Below are 18,798 nucleotides of genomic sequence, written 5' to 3' on the forward strand. Positions count from 1 at the left end.
GGGATCGTCACCGTCACGACCGGGCGTGAACTCCGGAAGTCAGAGGTGGACGAAGTGAGAGTCGAGGCGCCGACGGGGCTTCGATGCGCTCGTGATGCACAAGGGTGACAGCGCTCACGGAATATGTCAACATCCTCCCGGCTCACCGCGCGACACAGCCGATCACACGCCATGTGCACAATGTCACCTTAAGCTGTGGCCGTGGCCTCCATCGAAACGACGTCGGGCGATCCGACCCCACCGACCTCCGCGGCACCCGCGCGGGCAGCCGGCACCCAGACGCTCGCACGCGGCCTCACCGCGTTGGAGCTGGTGGCGAATTCCCCTGGTGGACTGACCATTCAGGACGTGGCCGAGCGCCTCGGAGTGCACCGCAGCATCGCCACCCGACTACTGGCGACGATCGCCGACTTCCGCCTGATCAACCGCGGTCCCGACGGCCGATTCCGGGCCGGCGGAGGACTCGCGGCGCTGGCCCGCACGGTGTATTCGAGCCTGCGCGAAGTGGCCGCGGGCCCGATGCAGGAACTCGCCGATCGCCTCGACGCGAGCGTCGCCCTGTTCGTCGCCGAGACCGACGACGCGGTCGCGGTGATGGTCGCCGAGCCGTCGAACTCGGCCGTCCGCGTCTCGTTCCGCGAGGGCGGGCGCCATCCGCTCGACCACGGCGCGGCGGGATATGCGCTGCTCACAGCCCTGCCACCCCGTCCCGGTGAGGATCCACGGGTCACCGAGGGCCGACGTACCGGATACGTGGTGAGCTACGGCGAGGTGATGCAGGGATATTGGGGGCTCGGTGTGCCGCTGGCCCATGCCGAGAACGAACCGCCGGCCTGCCTGACGATCATCAGCGCCTCGCGTGAACTGATCGACACCTGCATCGACGCAACCCTGGCGACCGCTGCCCAACTGAGCCGTCACACTCGCTGACCATCCGGCCCGATCCGGGACCGACCTGCGTCGATACGGCGCGACACCACCACACATCACCCCACCCGCGACCCGCACCGCCCCCGAAGGCGGTGCGGGTCGCGGGCGTTCGTGCGCGATTGTCCCGCCGTCGGATCACCCCGGCGAGCTTGACAGGAGGGGGTGTGTTCGTGTTCACATAGTGGCGGTAGACGTGCAACTACCGATCACCACAGCTCACTATGTGAACAGCGACGGAAGGGGCCACCGAGTTCGTACGGCCACGGGGCGGTCGACGGACTCGCACGTTCGGTTTCAGGAGTAAGGAACCCATGAGCACCACCCACGACAGCGACGTCATCATCGTCGGCGCAGGCCCGGTCGGCCTGATGCTGGCGAACATCCTCGGCATGTACGGCCATTCGGTCACCCTGCTCGAGGCGCTCGATGACCTCATCGACTACCCGCGCGGCGTGGGGCTCGACGACGAGTCCTTCCGCACCATCCAGACCGTCGGTCTGGTGGAAACCGTTCGCCCCCATACGAATCCGCAGCACATCATGCGGCTCGTCAACGGTGCCGGGAAGGTCATCCTGGTCAACAACCCGCAGACCCTCGAGTTCGGCTGGGAGCGCAAGCACGGCTTCATCCAGCCCGAGGTCGACCGCGCACTGTTCGACGGTCTCGCCCGCTACGAGAATGTCCGCGTGCTGTTCGGTCACCGCGTCGAGGACGTGGTGGAGGACGCCGACTCGGTGACCGCCGTCGCATTGGTCACCGGCGCCGACGGACAGATCACCGAGGAGCGCTTCCGCGCCCGCTACCTGGTCGGCTGCGAGGGCGGCAAGTCCCCCACGCGCAAGCGCCTGGGTGTCTCGTTCGAGGGTGAGTCCCCGTCGACCCGCTGGCTGGTCGTCGACGTCAACAACGACCCGCTGGGCACCCCCAACGTCTTCCTCGGCGCCGACCCGAAGCGCCCCTACGTCTCCATCGGCCTGCCGCACGCGGTGCGCCGCTGGGAGTTCATGCTCCACGACGACGAGACCGAGGAACAGGTCACCGATCCGGTATTCGTCAACAAGCTTCTCGCCGAACATGTTCCGGACCCCGCCAACCTGGAGTTCATCCGTCGCCGCGTGTTCACCCACCACGGTCGGGTGGCCTCGAGCTTCCGCAAGGGCCGTCAGATCGTCGCCGGCGACGCCGCGCACCTGATGCCGGTGTGGATGGGCCAGGGCTGGAACTCCGGTATGCGCGATGCCACCAACCTCGGCTGGAAGCTCGCCGCGGTGCTGTCGGGTCAGGCCGGTGACGCCCTGCTCGACACCTACACCGACGAGCGCAAGGAACACTCGAAGGCGATGGTCGACCTGTCGCTCACCTTCGGTCGGTTCATCAAGGTGACCAATCCGCTCGCCGCGGCGGCCCGTGACGCGGCGTCGTCGGTGCTCAACCTGTTCCCGCAGGTCAAGAGCTACTTCGCGGATATGCGTTTCAAGCCGATGCCGCGCTACACCCGCGGCGTGCTGGCCGACCCCTCGACGCAGGTGTCCGGCAGTGCCGCGGCGTCGATCACCAGCCGGATCATCCCGGTGCGCACCGCCAACACCACCGTCTCCCCGGTCGGCGTGCAGTTCCCGCAGCCGCGGGTCAACACCCCCGCCGCCGAGAACGTGCTGCTCGACGACGCGATCGGCAACTGGTGGTCGGTGGTCGTCTGGGGCAACGACCCCACCGACGTGCTGCCGCAGGCCTCGCTCGACAAGCTCTCCGCCCTCGGCGCCCGCCTGGTGTCGATCGTCCCGGAGACCCAGCGGGAGTGGGCCCAGCAGCACATGACCGACGGCGTGCTGGTGCTCGGTGATCACACCGGCCAGGTCAAGAAGTGGTTCGACGACCGGCCCACCCCGATGATCTTCCTGCGTCCCGACCGCTTCGTCGCCGGTGCCTGCCTGAACCAGCACGGTCCGGCCACCCTGGACGCGATCCTCCGGGCGATGTCGTTCACCGGCCGGTCCGCGACCGCCCCCGCCGAGCCCGCCCTCGTCCACTGAAGGAGATTTCTCATGTCCACCTCCATCACCACCCCCATCCCCATCCCCGAGTACACGACCGATGCGTTCTTCGGTCTCGAGGACAAGTGGCTGCAGACCGCCGACGGCGAGCTGACCCACTACCACGAGCTCGGTGAGGGCACCCCGATCCTGTTCCTGCACGGCTCCGGCACCGGTGTCACCGCGGCCGCGAACTGGTGGCTCAACCTGCCCGAGCTGAGCGCCCACGGCCGCTGCATCGCGATCGACTCGATCGGCTACGGCCAGTCGGTCGTCGCCGACGGCACCGCCTACGGCATCAAGGAATGGGTGCGTCACGCGGTGCGCGTCCTCGACGCCCTGGGCATCGAGAAGACCTGGATCGTCGGCAACTCCCTCGGCGGCTGGCTGGCCTTCCAGTTCGCCATCGACTTCCCCGAGCGTCTGCTCGGCGTCATCTCGATGGGTACCGGCGGCGCCAAGCTGACCGGTGCACTCAAGGGCCACTCCAACCCCACGCTCACCGAAGAGGGCATCCGCAACACGCTGGAGATGTTCGTCGTCGACAAGAGCCTGGTGACCGACCAGCTGGTCTCGCTGCGCTACCAGTCGGCACTCAACGACACCGCCTCCGATCGGCTCGCCGACGTCGTCGCCGCCCGTGACCGTGACCGCTACGATCTGCCGCTGGACTTCGATGTGCTTGCGCGCCTGGATATCCCGGTTCTGTTGATCCACGGCGCGCAGGATGTCGTGATCCCGGTGTCGCGGACCTGGGAACTGCTCAACGTGATCCCCCACGCCGACGCGCACATCTTCAGTCAGTGCGGTCACTGGTCGCAGGTCGAGCGGTCCGCGGAGTTCAATCAGGTCGTCGGCAGCTACCTCGCGCGGCACGCCGGCAACCGCTGAGTCGAAGGAGACTCGTCATGACCCAGGCACTGTTGTGTATGTCGCACAGCCCGTTGCTCGAACACGCCGACCCGCCGGCCGAGGTCGTCGACGCGGTGCAGGCATCGTTCGAGCAGGCACGCACCTTTGTGCGCGACTTCGATCCCGAACTGGTCGTCAACTTCGGGCCCGATCACTACAACGGGTTCTTCTACGACCTGATGCCGCCGTTCTGTGTGGGCTACCGCGCCCACGGAACCGGGGACTACGACTCCTTCGCCGGTGACCTCGACGTCCCCGAGCAGCTCGCCGAGGAACTCGCACAGTTCGTGATCGATCGTGAGATCGATCTGGCGATCTCGCGCCGCATGGAGGTCGACCACGGTGCGGTGCAGCCGATGGAGATCCTGCACGACGGCAACGCCGCCGCGCGGCCGGTGCTGCCGATCTTCGTCAACTCCGTCGCCCGGCCCTTCGTGCCCGTGTCCCGGGTGCGCAAGTTCGGTCAGGCCGTCGGCGAGTTCTTCGCGGGTCAGGACAAGCGCGTGCTGTTCCTCGGCTCCGGCGGCCTCTCCCACGACCCGCCGGTACCGCAGTTCGCCACCGCCAACGACGCCCAGCGTGAGTTCCTCACCGCCGGAAGGCATCCGTCGGCCGAGTTCCGCGCCCAGCGTCAGGCCAACACCATCGAGACCGCACGCAAGTTCGCCGCGGGCGAGGCCGACATCATGGACCTCAACCCCGACTGGGACCGGGCGTTCCTGAAGGTGTGCTCGTCGGGCAAGGTGGAGGGCTTCGACGCCTACACCGCCGACGACATGGACGCCACCGCCGGGCACTCGTCCCACGAGGTGCGCACCTGGGTGGCCGCTTACTCCGCACTGAGCGCCTGCGGCGAGTACGACGTCACCTACGAGTTCTACCGGCCGATCCGCGAGTACATCGCCGGATTCGCCGTCACCACCGCCGTCCTGCGCTGAGCGACCCTCTGCCCGTACGACATTTGAGTGTGGCCCCGGCTCGACCAGCCGGGGCCACACTCGTCTGCGGTGCATCGCACACCGTGCCCCACGGCCATCTCACGTGACCTTTCCACCCCCGGCAGCTAATCTGATCACGGATGTATCCAGAATCGGGGGGTTGGTGCGATGAGTCAGGACGCCACACGGTTGCCGACGCGGCACGTCGACATGCCGCTGGTCTACCGGTACCTCGGCGACCGCCGGTTCGCCTACGCACTCCCCCGGGCACTCACCCTGCAGATCCTGCACCCGGGTAACGCCGCAGGCCTCGTCGCCCATGTGCCGCGCGGACTCTGGACCCACAAGCAGCGTGCGGTGTCGGAGATGATCTACATCGCCTACAGCAACCGGGATCTGACGTCGGTCATCCGTACCGCGCATGCCCACGTGAAGGGCGTCGACGGCTTCGGCGACCGGTACCACGCCCTCGACCCGGACCTGTTCTTCTTTCAGCACGCGACCTACGTCGACACCCTGTTCACCGCGGTGGACACCTTCGATCACCGGCTCGACGCCGACGAGCGCGACCTGCTCTACCGCGACTGCTGCCGCTGGTATGCCAAGTACGACATCTCCGCACGCATCATGCCCACCACATACCGCGAGTTCGTCGAGTGGTTCGACGACTACTGCGCCACCCGACTCCGCACCTCCCCCGACAGCGACAGCCTGCGCGAGCGCGCCCTCAACCCGAACACCTGGTATCCCGCCCGGGTTCCGTCGGGCGCAGTACGCGCCCTACTGCATCCCCGCGCATGCGAGCTACTCGGCGTCGAGGTGAGCCGATCGGACCGGATGTCGTTGCGGGCGTTCACCTTCCGAACCACGCTGCTGGCCACACTCATCGGGCGGCACGCCATGCTGATCCCGGCCGCCCGACACGACCCGGACAACTGACGCCGAGGTTGTCCACAGATCTCGTTCACGTCGTCACATCGGCCCGACGGTGGTCCATGCTGGGTGGGCGCGGGATCGGTGCCGCTGAGGGGACGGTCACCGATCCCGTGACAACCCGCCACCTGTCGGCGGATATACTCGCGAGGCCGAGCACCACACCAGGTCTCAGCGCGCCTCCGTAGCTCAATGGATAGAGCATCGGCCTTCTAATCCGGTGGTTGCTGGTTCGAGTCCAGCCGGGGGCACCGTCACCTCCGGCCGGAGTGCGCCCACTGAGTTCGAGTGGCATCCCGGAGGGCGCACCGTCACATCCCTGCCGACCTCCGGGTCCGGCCGTGTCCTCGCCGACGACCCGTCGTGGTCCCCAGCGCACAGAGCCGAGAATCCCGAGGACGAGTTCCTGAACGTTTTTCGGTAGTCCTCACAGACGGACGGCGATCCTCGTCGTGCGGGCCGGGTGATCGCACCAGCGGGCCCGCGCGACCGACGCGCGGCCGGTCGATCTGCCTGACCGGGTGTTTCAGATTGCGCGCACCGAGGAAAGCTGCTCGAGGAGATCTCCACGCGGAGTCCGTGTCCGGGTGAGAAGGCCTTCTCCGTCGGTCACACGGCGGGCTCTGCACCGCCATCGGCGGCCGCGGTGATCCGGTCCTTCGACAGCAGCGCAACGGCGCAGACGAGCGCGAGAACGAAGACCGCGGTGGCAACCCAGAAGCCGACGGTGATCGCGTCGGCCGCATGCTGCGGGAGCGGACTGTGCGTCACCTGGTGATCGACACCCATCACGACCGACCCGATCACCGCGACGCCCAGGGTGCCGCCCAGCTGACGGATGGTCTGCACGATGCCCGATGCCTGACTCCGTTCGGCTGCGCTCACGCGCGAGAGCGCGTCAGTGTTTGTCGGCGAGAACAACAGTCCGAGCCCGAAGCCGGTGATGACCATGCCCGGCACCTGCAGCGCGTAGTCGAGATGCGGAAGTGATGCGGCCCAGCAGGCCATGCCGATGGTCGCTGTCGCGAGGCCCGTGATCACCGGTGGGCGGTCGCCGCGGCGGTCGTACCAGCGGCCGCCGAGTTGCGCGGCGACGGTGATCGGCAGGATCAACGGCAGCGCGGCGACGCCGGCCTTCATCGGGCTCATGTGCAGCAGATCCTGCAGATACAACGTGGAGAACAAGATCGCGGCGAGCAACGAGAACTGGACGAGACCGAGGGTGATGAGATTCGCCACGAATGCGCGGCGCGCGAACAACCGGACCGCGACCAGCGGTGTGGCCGAGCGCCATTGAGAGACAACGAATACCCCGATGATGGTCAGTCCGCTGATCAGCGGCACCAGTGTGGCCGGTGAACTCCAATGCCAGGTACTGCCCTGCTGGATGGCCAACACGGTGAGCAGCAGTCCCGAGACGAGCGTGACGGCGGCACCGAGACTGACGTGCGCATCGCGGTCGCGTCCGTTGGCCGGCCGGGCGACCGCGACGAGAACGAGCGCGAGGACACCGACCGGAACGTTGAGCCAGAACACCGCACGCCAGCTGATCCACTCGGTGAGCGCCCCGCCGATCAGTGGGCCTATCGCCAGAAAGATCTGCGAGACACCGGCATAGACGGCCATGGCCCGACCGCGTCCGCTGATCGGAAGGGCATCCATCACGATCTTCGCCGACACCGGCATCATCAGTGCAGCGCCGACTCCCTGCGCAGCGCGTGCGGCCAGAATCCAGATCTCACCGCCACCGGCCGGTGCGATCCCGCAGAACACGGAGGCGACGAAGAACGTGATGACACCCAGGCAGAAGCACGTCACCGGCCCCAGTCGGTCGCCGAGTTTGCCACCGAGCGCGACGCAGGCGGCCATCGCGAGAACATGGGCGTTGACCACCCATTGCTGGCCCGACGGCGACAGCCCGAGATCGCGGGTCATCGACGGCAACGCCACCGTGACGACTGTCTGGTCGAGCATGATCATCGACAGTGCGCCGGTCATCGCGAACAGCGTCAGCCAGCGGTTGCCGGCGAGCTGTGCGGTGCGTTGCACCGCACCTGTTGCGGTGCTCACCGACGGCCACCGATCGGATCGGTGGAGAGCCCCGATGCCGGGATTCCGATGCGGTCGGCGAGGACTCCGTCGAGCCAGTCGTAGACGACGTCATCCCAGACCCGCTGGCCCAGGCCACCGCAGTGTCCGGAGATGCCCGTGCTCGGGTCGGGGGCGAAGAGTCGCTTGTTCTCGACGGTGAGAGCGGCGAACAGTGCCTCACCCTGCCCGCCGACCGGGTCACCGGCGGACTCGACGATCATCGTGGGACAGCGAATTTCGCTTGCCCGATCGATCATGGTGAACGATGTGAGCTCGCGGAAGTACTCGGCGATGGTGCGCACCCCGTGGCAGGCCATACGAGAGCCGAAGAAGTCGGCGCGTTCGCGGCTGACCCGGCTCAGTGCGGTCATCAGCGGGGCCGCGATACGTCCCTTCCAGCCGGCGGGGATCTTGGCGCCCATGTCGGGCTGGGCGGGATCGCAGATCATTGCGGCGATGCGGGATTCCCCGGCGACGCCCCGCGGAACCAGGTAGCCGGCGAACGATCGTCCCACGGCGACGAGTCGCCGGTTGTCGACGCCCGGCACGGTGACGAGCCAATCGAGGATCTGCGACAGCACGGTCTCGTAGTCGGAGCGGAAGTACACATGGTCGACGATGAGGGTCGAGCCCTGTCCGGGGCCCTCGACGGACAGGACGTTGTAACCGCGGGCCAATGCGCCCTGCGCGAAGCCCCACCCCGATTCGGCGGTCGAATCGTATCCACACGGCATGACGACGGTGGGCCGCGGACGATCGTCGGCGGCCGGCCGGAACAGCCAGCCGTGGATGTCGATGCGCCGGTCGGATGTGGTGAAGGGGATGGCCACCTCGGTGGCGACGATCGGACTGGCCGTGTGGCCCAACAGGTCCATCGCCCGCGCGAAGGTCTGGCAGTGAGCCTGGTAGGAGTCGCGGAGCCGCTCGTCGTCCAGGTCGGTGCGGAGGTAGAAGTAGGCCTGCCGGTAGTACTCCGAGGCCCGCAGGTAGCACTGGTGGGCGGTCACCAGGTGTCCTGCGACATGTGCCTGTTCCGCGGCGTCACGCACCGACTCGGCGCGGGTCGACCACCGCTCGTACCACCGTTGCGGGTTGTACCTGCCGCCGATCTCGCGGGACGTCGTGTACGCCTCGCCGAGATCGGCGGCGCCGACGGCCGCTGCGGCCAGGGTTCGGCCGAACTGCACACCGCGAATGCCCGGCCCGCCCGCCCGATCTCGCCGGCCGCAGACAGATGGTTTCCACGCTGCTCGACCGTGTCGCAGATCTGGATGCCGCCGCAGTCCAGATAGGCGCGGAACGCCTGATCGTTCCAGCGCAGACCCATCCTGGAGTCGCCCTCGAAGAGCGCCGCGATACCCAGCATCACGGCGGCGAGATGGGTGGCGAGCGGGTCGCCGCGTTCGGTGCCGAGCGCGAGCGCGGTGTGCGCGTGGTCGAGTGCCGACGCGAACTGCCCGGCGATCACCGCACACAATGCCTGTGCAGCGAAGACCGTTGCCGCGATGTCGTCGTCGCGGCCCGCGATGGTCGGGGCCGCCTGCTCGGCAAAATCGGTTGCGACAGCGTGGTTGTCACCGGTCCACGCCGCCAGCGACGCCAGTGCGAGGCGGACGGCATGCGTGTTCGGGTCCCGGTCGCCGGGAACGATGAGCGCCTCGAGTTCCTCGGGGGTGTGCGACGTCAGGTGCCGGTGCGCGTCGTCGGTGAGTTGACTGAAGGCGAGTGCCGAACCCAGAGCCAGTTCGACCATGGCCGCAGTGCGCGGACTGCATGCCCCGCCGGCGACGGTGGCCGACGCCATCCGCAGGACCCGGATTCCGTCGGCCAGCCGTTGCCGGAAATACCAGTACGCGCCGAGCCGTTCGAGGAGGTCGATGTGCGAATCGAGCAGGGCGGGGTCGGTCACGATCGATTCCAGGAACGCCATGACGGTGCTGTGGTCGTCGTCGACGCGGGCGAGGTCGCGTGCCGAGTGCGCCGTCACGGCCATCGGAGTCGCGGTCAGCAACTCGATGATCGCGGCGTCGCGCGCGGCCAGTCCGGCCTCGGCGCGACCCGGGTGGCCGGCGTGCGCGTGATCGGCAACGGTCCTCAAGATGGTGAAACGCGTAGGACGGTGACGGTTTCCCCGAATCGGCCACAACAGCGAACGACGGGTGAACTCCTCGAGGTCGTCGGCGATCGACGGACCGCACACCGCGCGGGCGAGGGCCGGGGTGAACGGATTGCGCAGCGCGGTGAGTCGCAGGAAACGATCGAACAGTTCGTCATCCATCGCCGCGACGGCCAGCTCGAATGCCCGTGTCACAGGTTCGGGCACCTCGGTGCCGAGCTGATCGGCCACCTCCGCGAGTGCGTAGGTGGCGCAGCGAGCGGCGGCCAGCTCCACTCCCAGCGGGAGGCCACCCATGGCGCGACAGATGCGGTCGAGGTCGGCGCGGTCGTCCGGACTGACGTCGAATTGTCCGGTCGCGCTGCGGATTCGATCGACGAGCAGCCGTTGCGCAGGTGGCAGCGCGTCGGCCGGCCCCTCGATCGACAGGGGATGCAGACTCATCACCTGTTCGCCGTCGACCCCACTCGGCGCGCCGACGGCCAGCACCGTCACCGCAGCACACCTCTCCAGGATGGTGTCGATAGCGTTGTGGTCCTCGGGATTTGGTTGATCCGACACGTCGTATCGGCCGTCGAGAACGAGGAGCGCCGACATGGTCGACAGATGACTGCACACCTGGTCGATGGCGGTGGTCGTATCGGCCGACGGCTGAATCCGCATTGTCTCCAGGATCGTCGTGGCGAGGTCGGTGCCGTCGCGGCGCACGATGTACCACACTCCGTCGTCGACGAAATCTGCTGCGCGCCGTGCAGCCTCGATGGCCAGGCGGGTCTTGCCGACGCCGGGGATGCCGACGATGGCGACGGCGCGCACCGCAGTGAGGAGCCGGATGACCTCGTCGAGTTCGCCCTCGCGGCCCACGAACGACGTGTGCTGCGACGGCAGCCGGACGCGACGTACCGCACGGCTGTGATCGTCGAGAACAACTCGTTGTGCGGCAAGGACTTCAGCACCCGGGTCAACACCGAGTTCGGTGGCGAGAAGTTCCCGGATGTCACGATAGGCGGTGAGCGCCTCGGCCCGCTGGCCACCAGCGCCGAGATCTTGACCGACCATGCATGTTCGTCGAGCGGATCGCGGGCGATCAGTGCCTGCGCCTCGTCGAGGGCACGGTCGACGTCACCACGAGCGAGGAGGAGGTCGGCGCGACGGGTCAGCAGCGCGGCGCGGACGGCATGCAATCGGCGTCGTGCCTGATCGAGGGTCGGGGTGGACGACGCGGTGGTGAACGGTTCGCCACGCCACCGGCTCAGCACGTCCTCGAGGTCGTCGACGGTGTGTGTGTCCGGGACCGGTCGAGCACCGCAGAAGCAGCGGATTCGAAGTCGGTCGAGTCGACCGTCACCGCGGTGAGGTCGAGGCGATATCCGGCCCGGTCGGTGGTGATGACCGATGCCTCACCCTGCGGCGACAGCACCTTGCGTAGTCGCCAGATCTGCGATTCCAGGGCGCGTTGGGTCCGCTCCGGCGCATCCGGTCCCCACACCTCGGTGATGAGCGCGGCGGCCGGCACCGGATGCCCGGCGTGCGCACACAACAGCGCGAGGATCGTGCGAGGCTTCGCGCCGCCGGGGTCGCAACGGTCGGTGCCTCGCTCGACGACGATCTCACCGAGATCGCGGATCACCAGCACCGGTGCCTCGATGAGCCGGGGTGTCCCATATGTCGATCTTACGTGGGGTCCGACACATCGACCGCCTGATATGGATCCCCCTGGGCGGGACGGAGTAGCGCGTGACGCCCACGGCATCCCGATGTGCCGGCGGTGCGTACACGCGGCCTTCTCCGCGGTCGCGGCCGTGCCGATGGAACCACACGATGATGGGGCGAACGATGTGTGCCGTGGACGGCACCGAGTGCTCGCGGCAGCGCGCCGCCGGCGCTGAGATCGAACACATACCGGGTCGACGCGTTGTGGATCGACAGGACCGCGGCGAGAACTGCCGTGATGAGCAGCGTCGCGGTGTCGCCGAAGGCGGACACCATCATCCGGACCGTGCCGGTGTAGATCCCCAGGGCACCTGCCCACCAGAGGATTTCGGGCCCACCGTACGTCGACATGAGGGCGGCGAGCGTGAGGCCGGCAATGCAGTGGACGCCGGGTCGACGATGTGATCACACGGTGACCACCGCCATCGCGAAAACCGGTATCCGCAGCGAGAGTTCGACCCCGTCGGCTCCGCCCGCGTGAGACGGGCGGAGCCGGATGCCGAGCGGGTGCGTGCGCCCGTGTCGGCTACGGATGCCTGCCCACCATCCGAGGACGCAACACCAGCCAGCCGCCGTGGTCGACGAACACCCTCGCTCCCCCATGCCGGACCCGACCGGCCCATGAACGCAGGTCATCGGCGGTGAGTGCCTGCACGTGCCCGAAGTGCTCGCTGGGCTGCTCCTCGAACGGCACCGCCACGATCACCCGGCGGCGGGCCACGCGTAACGCCTCCTCGATCGCCGTCAGCGCCTGGTCGGCCGTCAGATGCTCCAGGAGGTGGACCAGGGTGACGGTGTCGACCGAGTCGTCGGAGTACCCGAGGTCGGTGGCATCTCCGACGTCGGCCCGCACATGCACCCTGCGTCGGGCCGCGGCCCGGCGGAGCATGGCCACCGCACCCGGATCCACGTCGCACGCCGAGACCTCCTTGCCCTCGTGCGCCAGTTGGAGGGCAAGGAACCCGAAGCAACTGCCCACCTCGAGCACCGAGCGTCCCTCGATCAGCGCCCGCGCCCGGCGGTGGATCGGCGCGAACGCCGAGCCGCCGTGCTCGAGGGAGCGAAGGGTGTTGTCGTAGAACGCACTCCAGGCTCGATCGACCGTCCCGGCGCAGGTTTCGACGATCCGCACCGCGACCGTCTCGAAATCGTCCCGCCCGCTCAGCACACCGATGTCGATCAGCGACGTCAACGCACCCACGAGTACGTCGTCGCAGATGTCGGCGGTGGTGAACCGGTGCACCAGCTCCACCCCGTCGTCCTGGCCGACATGCCAGGCCAGCGGACCGGTTCCGCCGAGTCGTTCACCGGGCCGGGCCGCTCGCACCCGGATCCGTCGACGCGCCGGGGTCTGCCCGGTGGCCCCGACCGGCCGCTCGACACCGACCGGCTGCTCGGTACCGATCGACACCGTCATGACCAGCCTTCGCCCAGGTCGATCACCGCACGTCCGGTGAACTCGCCACGGCGCAACGCATCGACGACGGTGGGGATCTCGCCGACCGGGAGGTCGACACCGATCTGATCCAGCTTCCGGGGCCGCAGGTCGTCCTCGATCCGCTTCCACAACGCGCGTCGGGCCTCGATCGGCATCTCCACGGAATCGATCCCGAGCAGTCCCACCCCGCGCAGGATGAACGGCATGACGGTGGTCGCCAGGCCGCTGCCGCCGGTCAGACCGCTGGCGGTCACCACGCCCCCGTACCGGGTGGTGCTCAGGATGTCGGCCAGCGCGGCGCCGCCCACACAGTCGACGGCACCCGCCCAGCGGGCGCGCCCCAGAGCACGCGGCCGGGCATCGGGGTCGAGCGGCAGCCGGCCGATCACCTCGGCGGCCCCGAGGCCGTGCAGACGGTCGGTCGCGGCCGGTTTGCCCGACGAGGCCACCACCTCGAATCCCCTGGCCGCCAGCAGATCGATGGCCGCCGAGCCGACACCGCCGGTGGCACCGGTCACGATGATCGGCCCCGACTCGGGGGTCACCCCCCAGTCGAGGATCGCCGCGACGCTCATCGCCGCGGTGAACCCCGCGGTGCCGATGGTGGCCGCCTCCCGCGGGGTGAGGCCCTCGAGGGCGACGGTCCAGTCGGCCGGCACCACCGCCTCCTGGGCGTACCCGCCGTCGCGGGCGGTGCCGATCTCGTAGCCGTGGGCGATCACCTCGGCGCCGACCGCGAAATCCGGTGACGCAGATTCGATCACGGTCCCCGCGACATCGATGCCGGGCACGATCGGATAGTCGCGGACCACGCCGCCGCCGGGGGTGAAGGCCAGTGCGTCCTTGAAGTTGACGCTCGAATGGGTCACCCGGATGCGCAGCTCGCCGGCGCCGAGCGCAACTCGTTCACGCTCGATCACCTCGGGCCGGATCTCGTCGTCGTGACGGACGGCGGTGAGTGAACGGTAGGTGGTCATGCGGTACTTGCTCCTTGGGTCGGTTGCGTTCAGGACGGGTGTGGTCAGGACCGGTGTGGTCAGGACGGGTGTGGTCAGGACGGGGATCGCGTCGACGAGTCCGCGGCCAGCCGGATGGTCAGGTCGGTGACGACCGCGGGGTTCTCGATGGTCGGGGGCACATCGGGATCGTCACCGTCGAGGATCTGGCGCAGACAACGGCGCACGATCTTGCCCGAGCGGGTCTTGGGCAATGCGGGGACCACGCTCACGCCACCGAGCGCGGCGATCGGCCCGACCCGTCGGCGCACGAGATCGCCGACCTCCGTGGTCAGCTCGGCCACACGCTCGGCGTAGGCGACCTCGGGCACGACGATCGCATAGGGCCGTTGACCTTTGAGTTCGTCGCGTGCCCCGACGACGGCGCATTCGGAGACCCCGGGATGCTCGGCGATGGCCGTCTCGATCTGTCCCGACGACATCCGGTGGCCGGCGACGTTCATCACGTCGTCGGTGCGGCCGAGGATGTAGACATAGCCGTCGTCGTCGACGTGACCGCCGTCGCCGGAACAGTAGTAACCGGGATGCTCGGTCAGGTACGAGCGTGCCAATCGGTCGTCGTCACCCCAGACGCTGGTCAGCGTTCCGGGCGGCAACGGCAACCGCAGACAGACATCTCCCTCCTGTCCCGGCGCGACGGGTTTCCCGTCGTGACCGAGGATCGCCACGGTGAATCCCGGGACCGGCTTCGTCGAGGAGCCGGGCCGCGGCGGAAAATACGTCAGGCCGAGGAAGTTCGAGATGACCGGCCAGCCCGTCTCGGTCTGCCACCAGTTGTTCACCACGGGGGCGGGCTGGACGTCGCACAGCCATTGCTGGGTGTCCGGGTCGAGACGCTCACCGGCCAGGAAGATCCCGCGCAACGAGCTCAGGTCGTACCCGGCGAGCAGCTCCGCCCGCGGATCCTCGCGGCGGATGGCCCGCATCGCGGTGGGCGCGGTGAGCAGCACGCTCACCCGGTGCCGTTCGACGATGTCCCAGAACGCCCCCGCATCAGGGGTTCCCACGGGTTTGCCCTCGAACAGCACGGTGGTCGCGCCGGCGAGCAGCGGCCCATAGACGATGAACGAGTGCCCCACCACCCAGCCGATGTCGCTGGCCGCGAAGACCACGTCGCCGGCGCCGATGCCGTACACATGCGGCATGCACCACGACATCGCCACCGCATGTCCGCCGTTGTCACGGACGATGCCCTTCGGGGCACCGGTGGTCCCGGAGGTGTAGAGGATGTAGAGCGGATCGGTGGCCGGCACCGGTACGCAGTCGGCGGGCTCGGCATCGGCGAGCAGCTCGGCCCATCGGTGTTCGGGCCACCCGACCGTGCGACCGGCCGGTTCGCAGACCTCGGGACGGTCGACGACGACCACATGCCGGGGCCGCCAGTCCGCTTCTGCCAGAGCGGCATCGAGCAGCGGAAGGTAGGGCACCGTCCGGCCGGGTTCGAGTCCCCCGGTGGCGGTCACGACCACCGACGGCTGCGCGTCGTCGATCCGCGCGGCGAGCTCGGCCGCGCCGAAGCCGCCGAACACCACCGCATGCACCGCACCCAGGCGGGCGCAGGCGAGCATGCTCACCACCGCCTCCGGGATCATCGGCAGATAGATCAGCACGCGATCCCCGCGTCCCACACCGAGATCACGTAACGCACCTGCGGCCCGGCGCACCTGGTCGAGGAGTTCCCGGTAGCTGTAGGCGTGCTCCCGACCGGTCGTCGCCGACACGTACAGCAGCGCGGCCTGCTCCCCCAGCCCCGCACCCACATGCCGGTCGAGGGCATTGTGGGCGGTGTTCAGGGTGGCCCCGGGAAACCAGTCCACCAGACCGTTGCCGGTGTCGGCGTGGGCCGACCGCGGCGGGTCGATCCACGTGACGGCGCGCGCGGCGTCGAGCCAGAACCGGCCCGGATCGGCCCCGGCGGCGGCCGCGGTGGCCGCATGGGTGTCGGTCGGGGCCTGCGCGGGCCCCGGTGTCTGCGTGCGCTCAGCCATCGGTGAACCTCGCCGGCCGCTTGTCCAGGAATGCGGTCATACCCTCGGTCTGGTCGTCGAAGGCGAACAGCGAATGGAACCACCGTCGTTCGAAGAGCAGCCCCTCGGACAGGGTCGTCTGGTCGGCCCGCAGGACGCACTCCTTGGCCGCACGGGCCGCGCGTCCGGAGAATCCGGCGATCTGCCGGGCCACCACGAGCGCCTCCTCGAGCACGTCGTCGTCGGGGACGACGCGGCTGACCAGACCGATGCGGAGTGCCTCGGCGGCATCCACCCGGCGGCCGGTCAGGATCAGGTCCATCGCCTGGGCCTTGCCGACCAGTCGCGTGAGCCGTTGCGTGCCCCCGATACCCGGGATGATTCCCAGACCGATCTCCGGCTGGCCGAAGGACGCGCCCGCACCGGCGATCAGGATGTCGCACATCATCGCGATCTCGCATCCGCCGCCGAGCGCGAACCCGTTGACCGCACCGACGGTGGGGATACGCAGGTCGGCCAGTTCTTCCCACGCCGCAAGATGATTCGAGTCCGTCATGTCGCCGAAGGTGCGGTCGCGCATCTCGGCGATGTCGGCGCCGGCGGCAAAGGCGCGGCCGGCACCGGTGAGGACCAGTACCCGGGCACCGCTGTCGGTGACCTGACGCAGCGCCGCGGAGAACTCGGTCATCATCGTCGTGTTCAGGGCGTTGAGTGCGGCCGGCCGGTTCAGGGTCAGCTGGGCCACGCCGTCGTCGTCGACGGTCAGGGTGAGGGTGTCAGAGGAGGACATCGGTTCTCGGGCTTCCTTGGGTTGTCGGGGCGGGGTTACAGACGGTTGTGGGTTCGAGGTGACCGGAGAGCCGGCTCGTCAACGCATCGACGACGGCCCTGATGTGTGGGGCGCGCCGCACGGCCGACGGCACCACCACCCAGTACCGGCCGCCCACGTCCACCTCGGCGGGCAGCACCGGGACCAGGCCGTCGTGGAAGGCGGTGGCATAGGCGGGCAGCAGACCGACGCCGTGACCGGCGAGCACTGCCTGGATCTGCGCGCCCACACTGTTGGACTGCACCGAGGCACACACCCCGGGAATCAGGTCGTCGAGCACCCGTAGCGGGGCGATGTCGAGGCATTCGTCGAGGTAGTAGACCACCGGGTGATCGCGCAGGTCGTCGACGGATGTGATCGGGGCGTGATCGGCGAGGTAGTCGGCCGAGGCGAACAGCGCCAGCGAGTAGGTGCACAGCCGGGTGGCGACGACGGCCCGTGACGGTGGGGGTTCCAGCGACACCGCGATGTCGTACTCGCCGGCACGCAGGTCCACATGTCGCGTGGAGGTCAGCAACTCGATACGCAGGGACCGGTGCCGGGCGAGGGCCGGGGCGAGGGCCCGCGGCGCCAGGTAGGTTCCGAATGCGTCCGGGGTGAGCAGCCGGACCGGACCGCGGATGCTGTCCTCGTCGTCCCGGGCGACGGCGCGTTCGGCCTCGTCGAGATCGTGTTGGATTCGCTCCCCGATCCGTCGGAGCCGGCGTCCGGTCTCGGTGAGCTGCCAACCGCTCGTGGACCGGTCGAACAGCCGCCGGCCGACCCGTTTCTCCATGCGGGCCACATGTCTGCTGACCGTGGAGTGGTCGACGCCCAGCCGCGACGCCGCACCGGTGACGGTGCCGCTGCGGGCCACCGCCAGCAGGATCAGCAGATCGTCGGCGCTCACCGTGGCGTGCAGCGGCCGGTCGGGGCTCATCAGCCGGCACCGAGCTGGACCAGCGCCAGCAGCGGCGCCATGATCGCGATCGCCACCGCCGGCGGATCCAGATGCATCCGGCAGCGTTCCAGCACCAGCCGGGCCCAGCCCTCGGCGACGACCGCCGACACCAGCCCCGCCACGACGGCGGCCACCAGAATCCAGATCGCATGGTCGGTGTGGGCGGCGATGATCCCGGCGGCCAGACCGGCGGGCAGGGTGATGTGGTGGGTCACCGGCACCGCCTTGCCGAACACCAGGGCCAGCAGGGTCACCGCCGACATGCCGTAGAGGAACAGTGGCGCCATCGCCCGTGCATCCGCCGGGAACGCCAGGTACACCGATCCGGCGACCGCACCGCCCATCAGCCCGATGGTGATCACGGCGGTGGCATCGTGCTGCCACGGAACCCACGGCATGCGTTCGGAGTTCGGCGTCCGCGCCCAGAGCGCGGCGGCCACCAGCGCGGTGAGGACGACGCTGATCGCGAGCGCGTCGATCACCTGGACCTCGGCGCCGACGGCGGTGTGCACCTTCGGGATCTCGGCGAGCGCACGCGCCAGGATCTGGCCGAGGACACCGAATGCCGCGCCCACCGCCAGGATGGACATGCGGTTGTAGGAGATCAGCGGCTGGGCGATGTCGCGGCCGGAGTCGTGGGCACGGATGTAGGCGGCATACGCCGCGGCGGCCGCACCGCCGGCGAACAGCACATGCGGGCCGAACACCGGCCCGAAGGCCAGGTCCCCCACCAGCGGGGTGTCGGGGCCGACGGTGGCCAACCCGGTGGCGACCACGACGATCACCCCCATCAGGGAGAACGCGGCGAGCGCACCCAGCGCCGCCCCCAGTGCGCCACCACCGGCGGCGCCGACCAACTCGCTCACGGTGAGCGTCATGGAAAGTCCTTTGCGTCGTATTCGGTTGGGAAAGAATGGGATACGCGGCGACGACAAGTCCCGG

14 protein-coding genes, 1 tRNA gene and 2 pseudogenes are annotated in these 18,798 nt (G+C 68.8%); 6 read left to right on the forward strand and 11 right to left on the reverse strand.

The features are described from left to right. Positions 1 to 201 precede the first annotated feature (201 nt). The 6 genes from Q9K23_RS03070 (at position 202) to Q9K23_RS03095 (ending at position 5,997) form a co-directional block, all read left to right on the forward strand. The gene (locus Q9K23_RS03070) at positions 202 to 930 is read left to right on the forward strand and encodes a helix-turn-helix domain-containing protein (RefSeq protein WP_261978021.1); all 729 of its coding nucleotides are present in this window, start codon (positions 202 to 204) and stop codon (positions 928 to 930) included. A gap of 311 nt (positions 931 to 1,241) precedes the next feature. Continuing rightward, a complete protein-coding gene (locus Q9K23_RS03075) occupies positions 1,242 to 2,963 on the forward strand; it encodes a bifunctional 3-(3-hydroxy-phenyl)propionate/3-hydroxycinnamic acid hydroxylase (RefSeq protein WP_053777949.1) in 1,722 nt (573 codons plus the stop codon). A gap of 12 nt (positions 2,964 to 2,975) precedes the next feature. Beyond that, complete coding sequence (locus Q9K23_RS03080; protein WP_020789712.1) at positions 2,976 to 3,854, forward strand: alpha/beta fold hydrolase; 879 nt, start codon at positions 2,976 to 2,978, stop codon at positions 3,852 to 3,854. A gap of 17 nt (positions 3,855 to 3,871) precedes the next feature. Beyond that, positions 3,872 to 4,813, forward strand: coding sequence for a 3-carboxyethylcatechol 2,3-dioxygenase (locus Q9K23_RS03085; RefSeq protein WP_020789715.1), 942 nt, complete (start codon positions 3,872 to 3,874; stop codon positions 4,811 to 4,813). Between the two features lie 168 nt (positions 4,814 to 4,981). Next, positions 4,982 to 5,752, forward strand: a complete 771-nt coding sequence (locus Q9K23_RS03090) for an oxygenase MpaB family protein (protein WP_020789709.1) — start codon at positions 4,982 to 4,984, stop codon at positions 5,750 to 5,752. 172 nt (positions 5,753 to 5,924) lie between these two features. Next, a tRNA-Arg gene (locus Q9K23_RS03095) sits at positions 5,925 to 5,997 on the forward strand. 358 nt (positions 5,998 to 6,355) lie between these two features. Here the strand turns inward: Q9K23_RS03095 and Q9K23_RS03100 are convergent. The 11 genes and pseudogenes from Q9K23_RS03100 to Q9K23_RS03150 form a co-directional block, all read right to left on the reverse strand. Continuing rightward, positions 6,356 to 7,816, reverse strand: a complete 1,461-nt coding sequence (locus Q9K23_RS03100; RefSeq protein ID WP_020789711.1) for an MFS transporter — start codon at positions 7,814 to 7,816, stop codon at positions 6,356 to 6,358. Beyond that, positions 7,813 to 9,024, reverse strand: coding sequence for an alpha/beta fold hydrolase (locus Q9K23_RS03105; RefSeq protein WP_261978020.1), 1,212 nt, complete (start codon positions 9,022 to 9,024; stop codon positions 7,813 to 7,815). The genes Q9K23_RS03100 and Q9K23_RS03105 overlap by 4 nt, the downstream gene beginning before the upstream one ends. A gap of 1,907 nt (positions 9,025 to 10,931) precedes the next feature. Next, positions 10,932 to 11,012, reverse strand: a pseudogene (locus Q9K23_RS03110) (hypothetical protein); the annotation flags it as partial. Between the two features lie 17 nt (positions 11,013 to 11,029). Further along, positions 11,030 to 11,212, reverse strand: a pseudogene (locus tag Q9K23_RS03115) (BTAD domain-containing putative transcriptional regulator); the annotation flags it as partial. After that, entirely contained in the window at positions 11,206 to 11,589 is a 384-nt protein-coding gene (locus tag Q9K23_RS03120) for a helix-turn-helix domain-containing protein (RefSeq protein ID WP_020791817.1), read from the reverse strand. The gene Q9K23_RS03120 and the pseudogene Q9K23_RS03115, both read right to left, overlap by 7 nt. A 603-nt stretch (positions 11,590 to 12,192) precedes the next feature. Continuing rightward, on the reverse strand, positions 12,193 to 13,083 hold the full coding sequence (gene mftM / locus Q9K23_RS03125; RefSeq protein WP_020791821.1) for a mycofactocin oligosaccharide methyltransferase MftM: 891 nt from the start codon (positions 13,081 to 13,083) through the stop codon (positions 12,193 to 12,195). Beyond that, complete coding sequence (locus Q9K23_RS03130) at positions 13,080 to 14,081, reverse strand: acryloyl-CoA reductase (protein ID WP_053777948.1); 1,002 nt, start codon at positions 14,079 to 14,081, stop codon at positions 13,080 to 13,082. Before Q9K23_RS03130 ends, mftM begins: the two co-directional genes overlap by 4 nt. 74 nt (positions 14,082 to 14,155) lie before the next feature. Next, positions 14,156 to 16,108 carry an AMP-binding protein gene (locus tag Q9K23_RS03135; protein ID WP_053777947.1) on the reverse strand — a complete coding sequence of 651 codons (1,953 nt, stop codon included), beginning with the start codon at positions 16,106 to 16,108 and terminating at the stop codon, positions 14,156 to 14,158. Continuing rightward, positions 16,101 to 16,877, reverse strand: a complete 777-nt coding sequence (locus Q9K23_RS03140) for an enoyl-CoA hydratase-related protein (RefSeq protein WP_020793908.1) — start codon at positions 16,875 to 16,877, stop codon at positions 16,101 to 16,103. The genes Q9K23_RS03135 and Q9K23_RS03140 overlap by 8 nt, the downstream gene beginning before the upstream one ends. Next, positions 16,864 to 17,835, reverse strand: coding sequence for a LysR family transcriptional regulator (locus tag Q9K23_RS03145; protein WP_053777946.1), 972 nt, complete (start codon positions 17,833 to 17,835; stop codon positions 16,864 to 16,866). The genes Q9K23_RS03140 and Q9K23_RS03145 overlap by 14 nt, the downstream gene beginning before the upstream one ends. Then, positions 17,835 to 18,734, reverse strand: coding sequence for a hypothetical protein (locus tag Q9K23_RS03150; protein ID WP_053777945.1), 900 nt, complete (start codon positions 18,732 to 18,734; stop codon positions 17,835 to 17,837). Before Q9K23_RS03150 ends, Q9K23_RS03145 begins: the two co-directional genes overlap by 1 nt. Positions 18,735 to 18,798: the final 64 nt, after the last annotated feature.

The sequence above is a fragment of the Gordonia sp. NB41Y genome, assembly GCF_030718915.1.
Lineage (GTDB): Bacteria > Actinomycetota > Actinomycetes > Mycobacteriales > Mycobacteriaceae > Gordonia > Gordonia desulfuricans.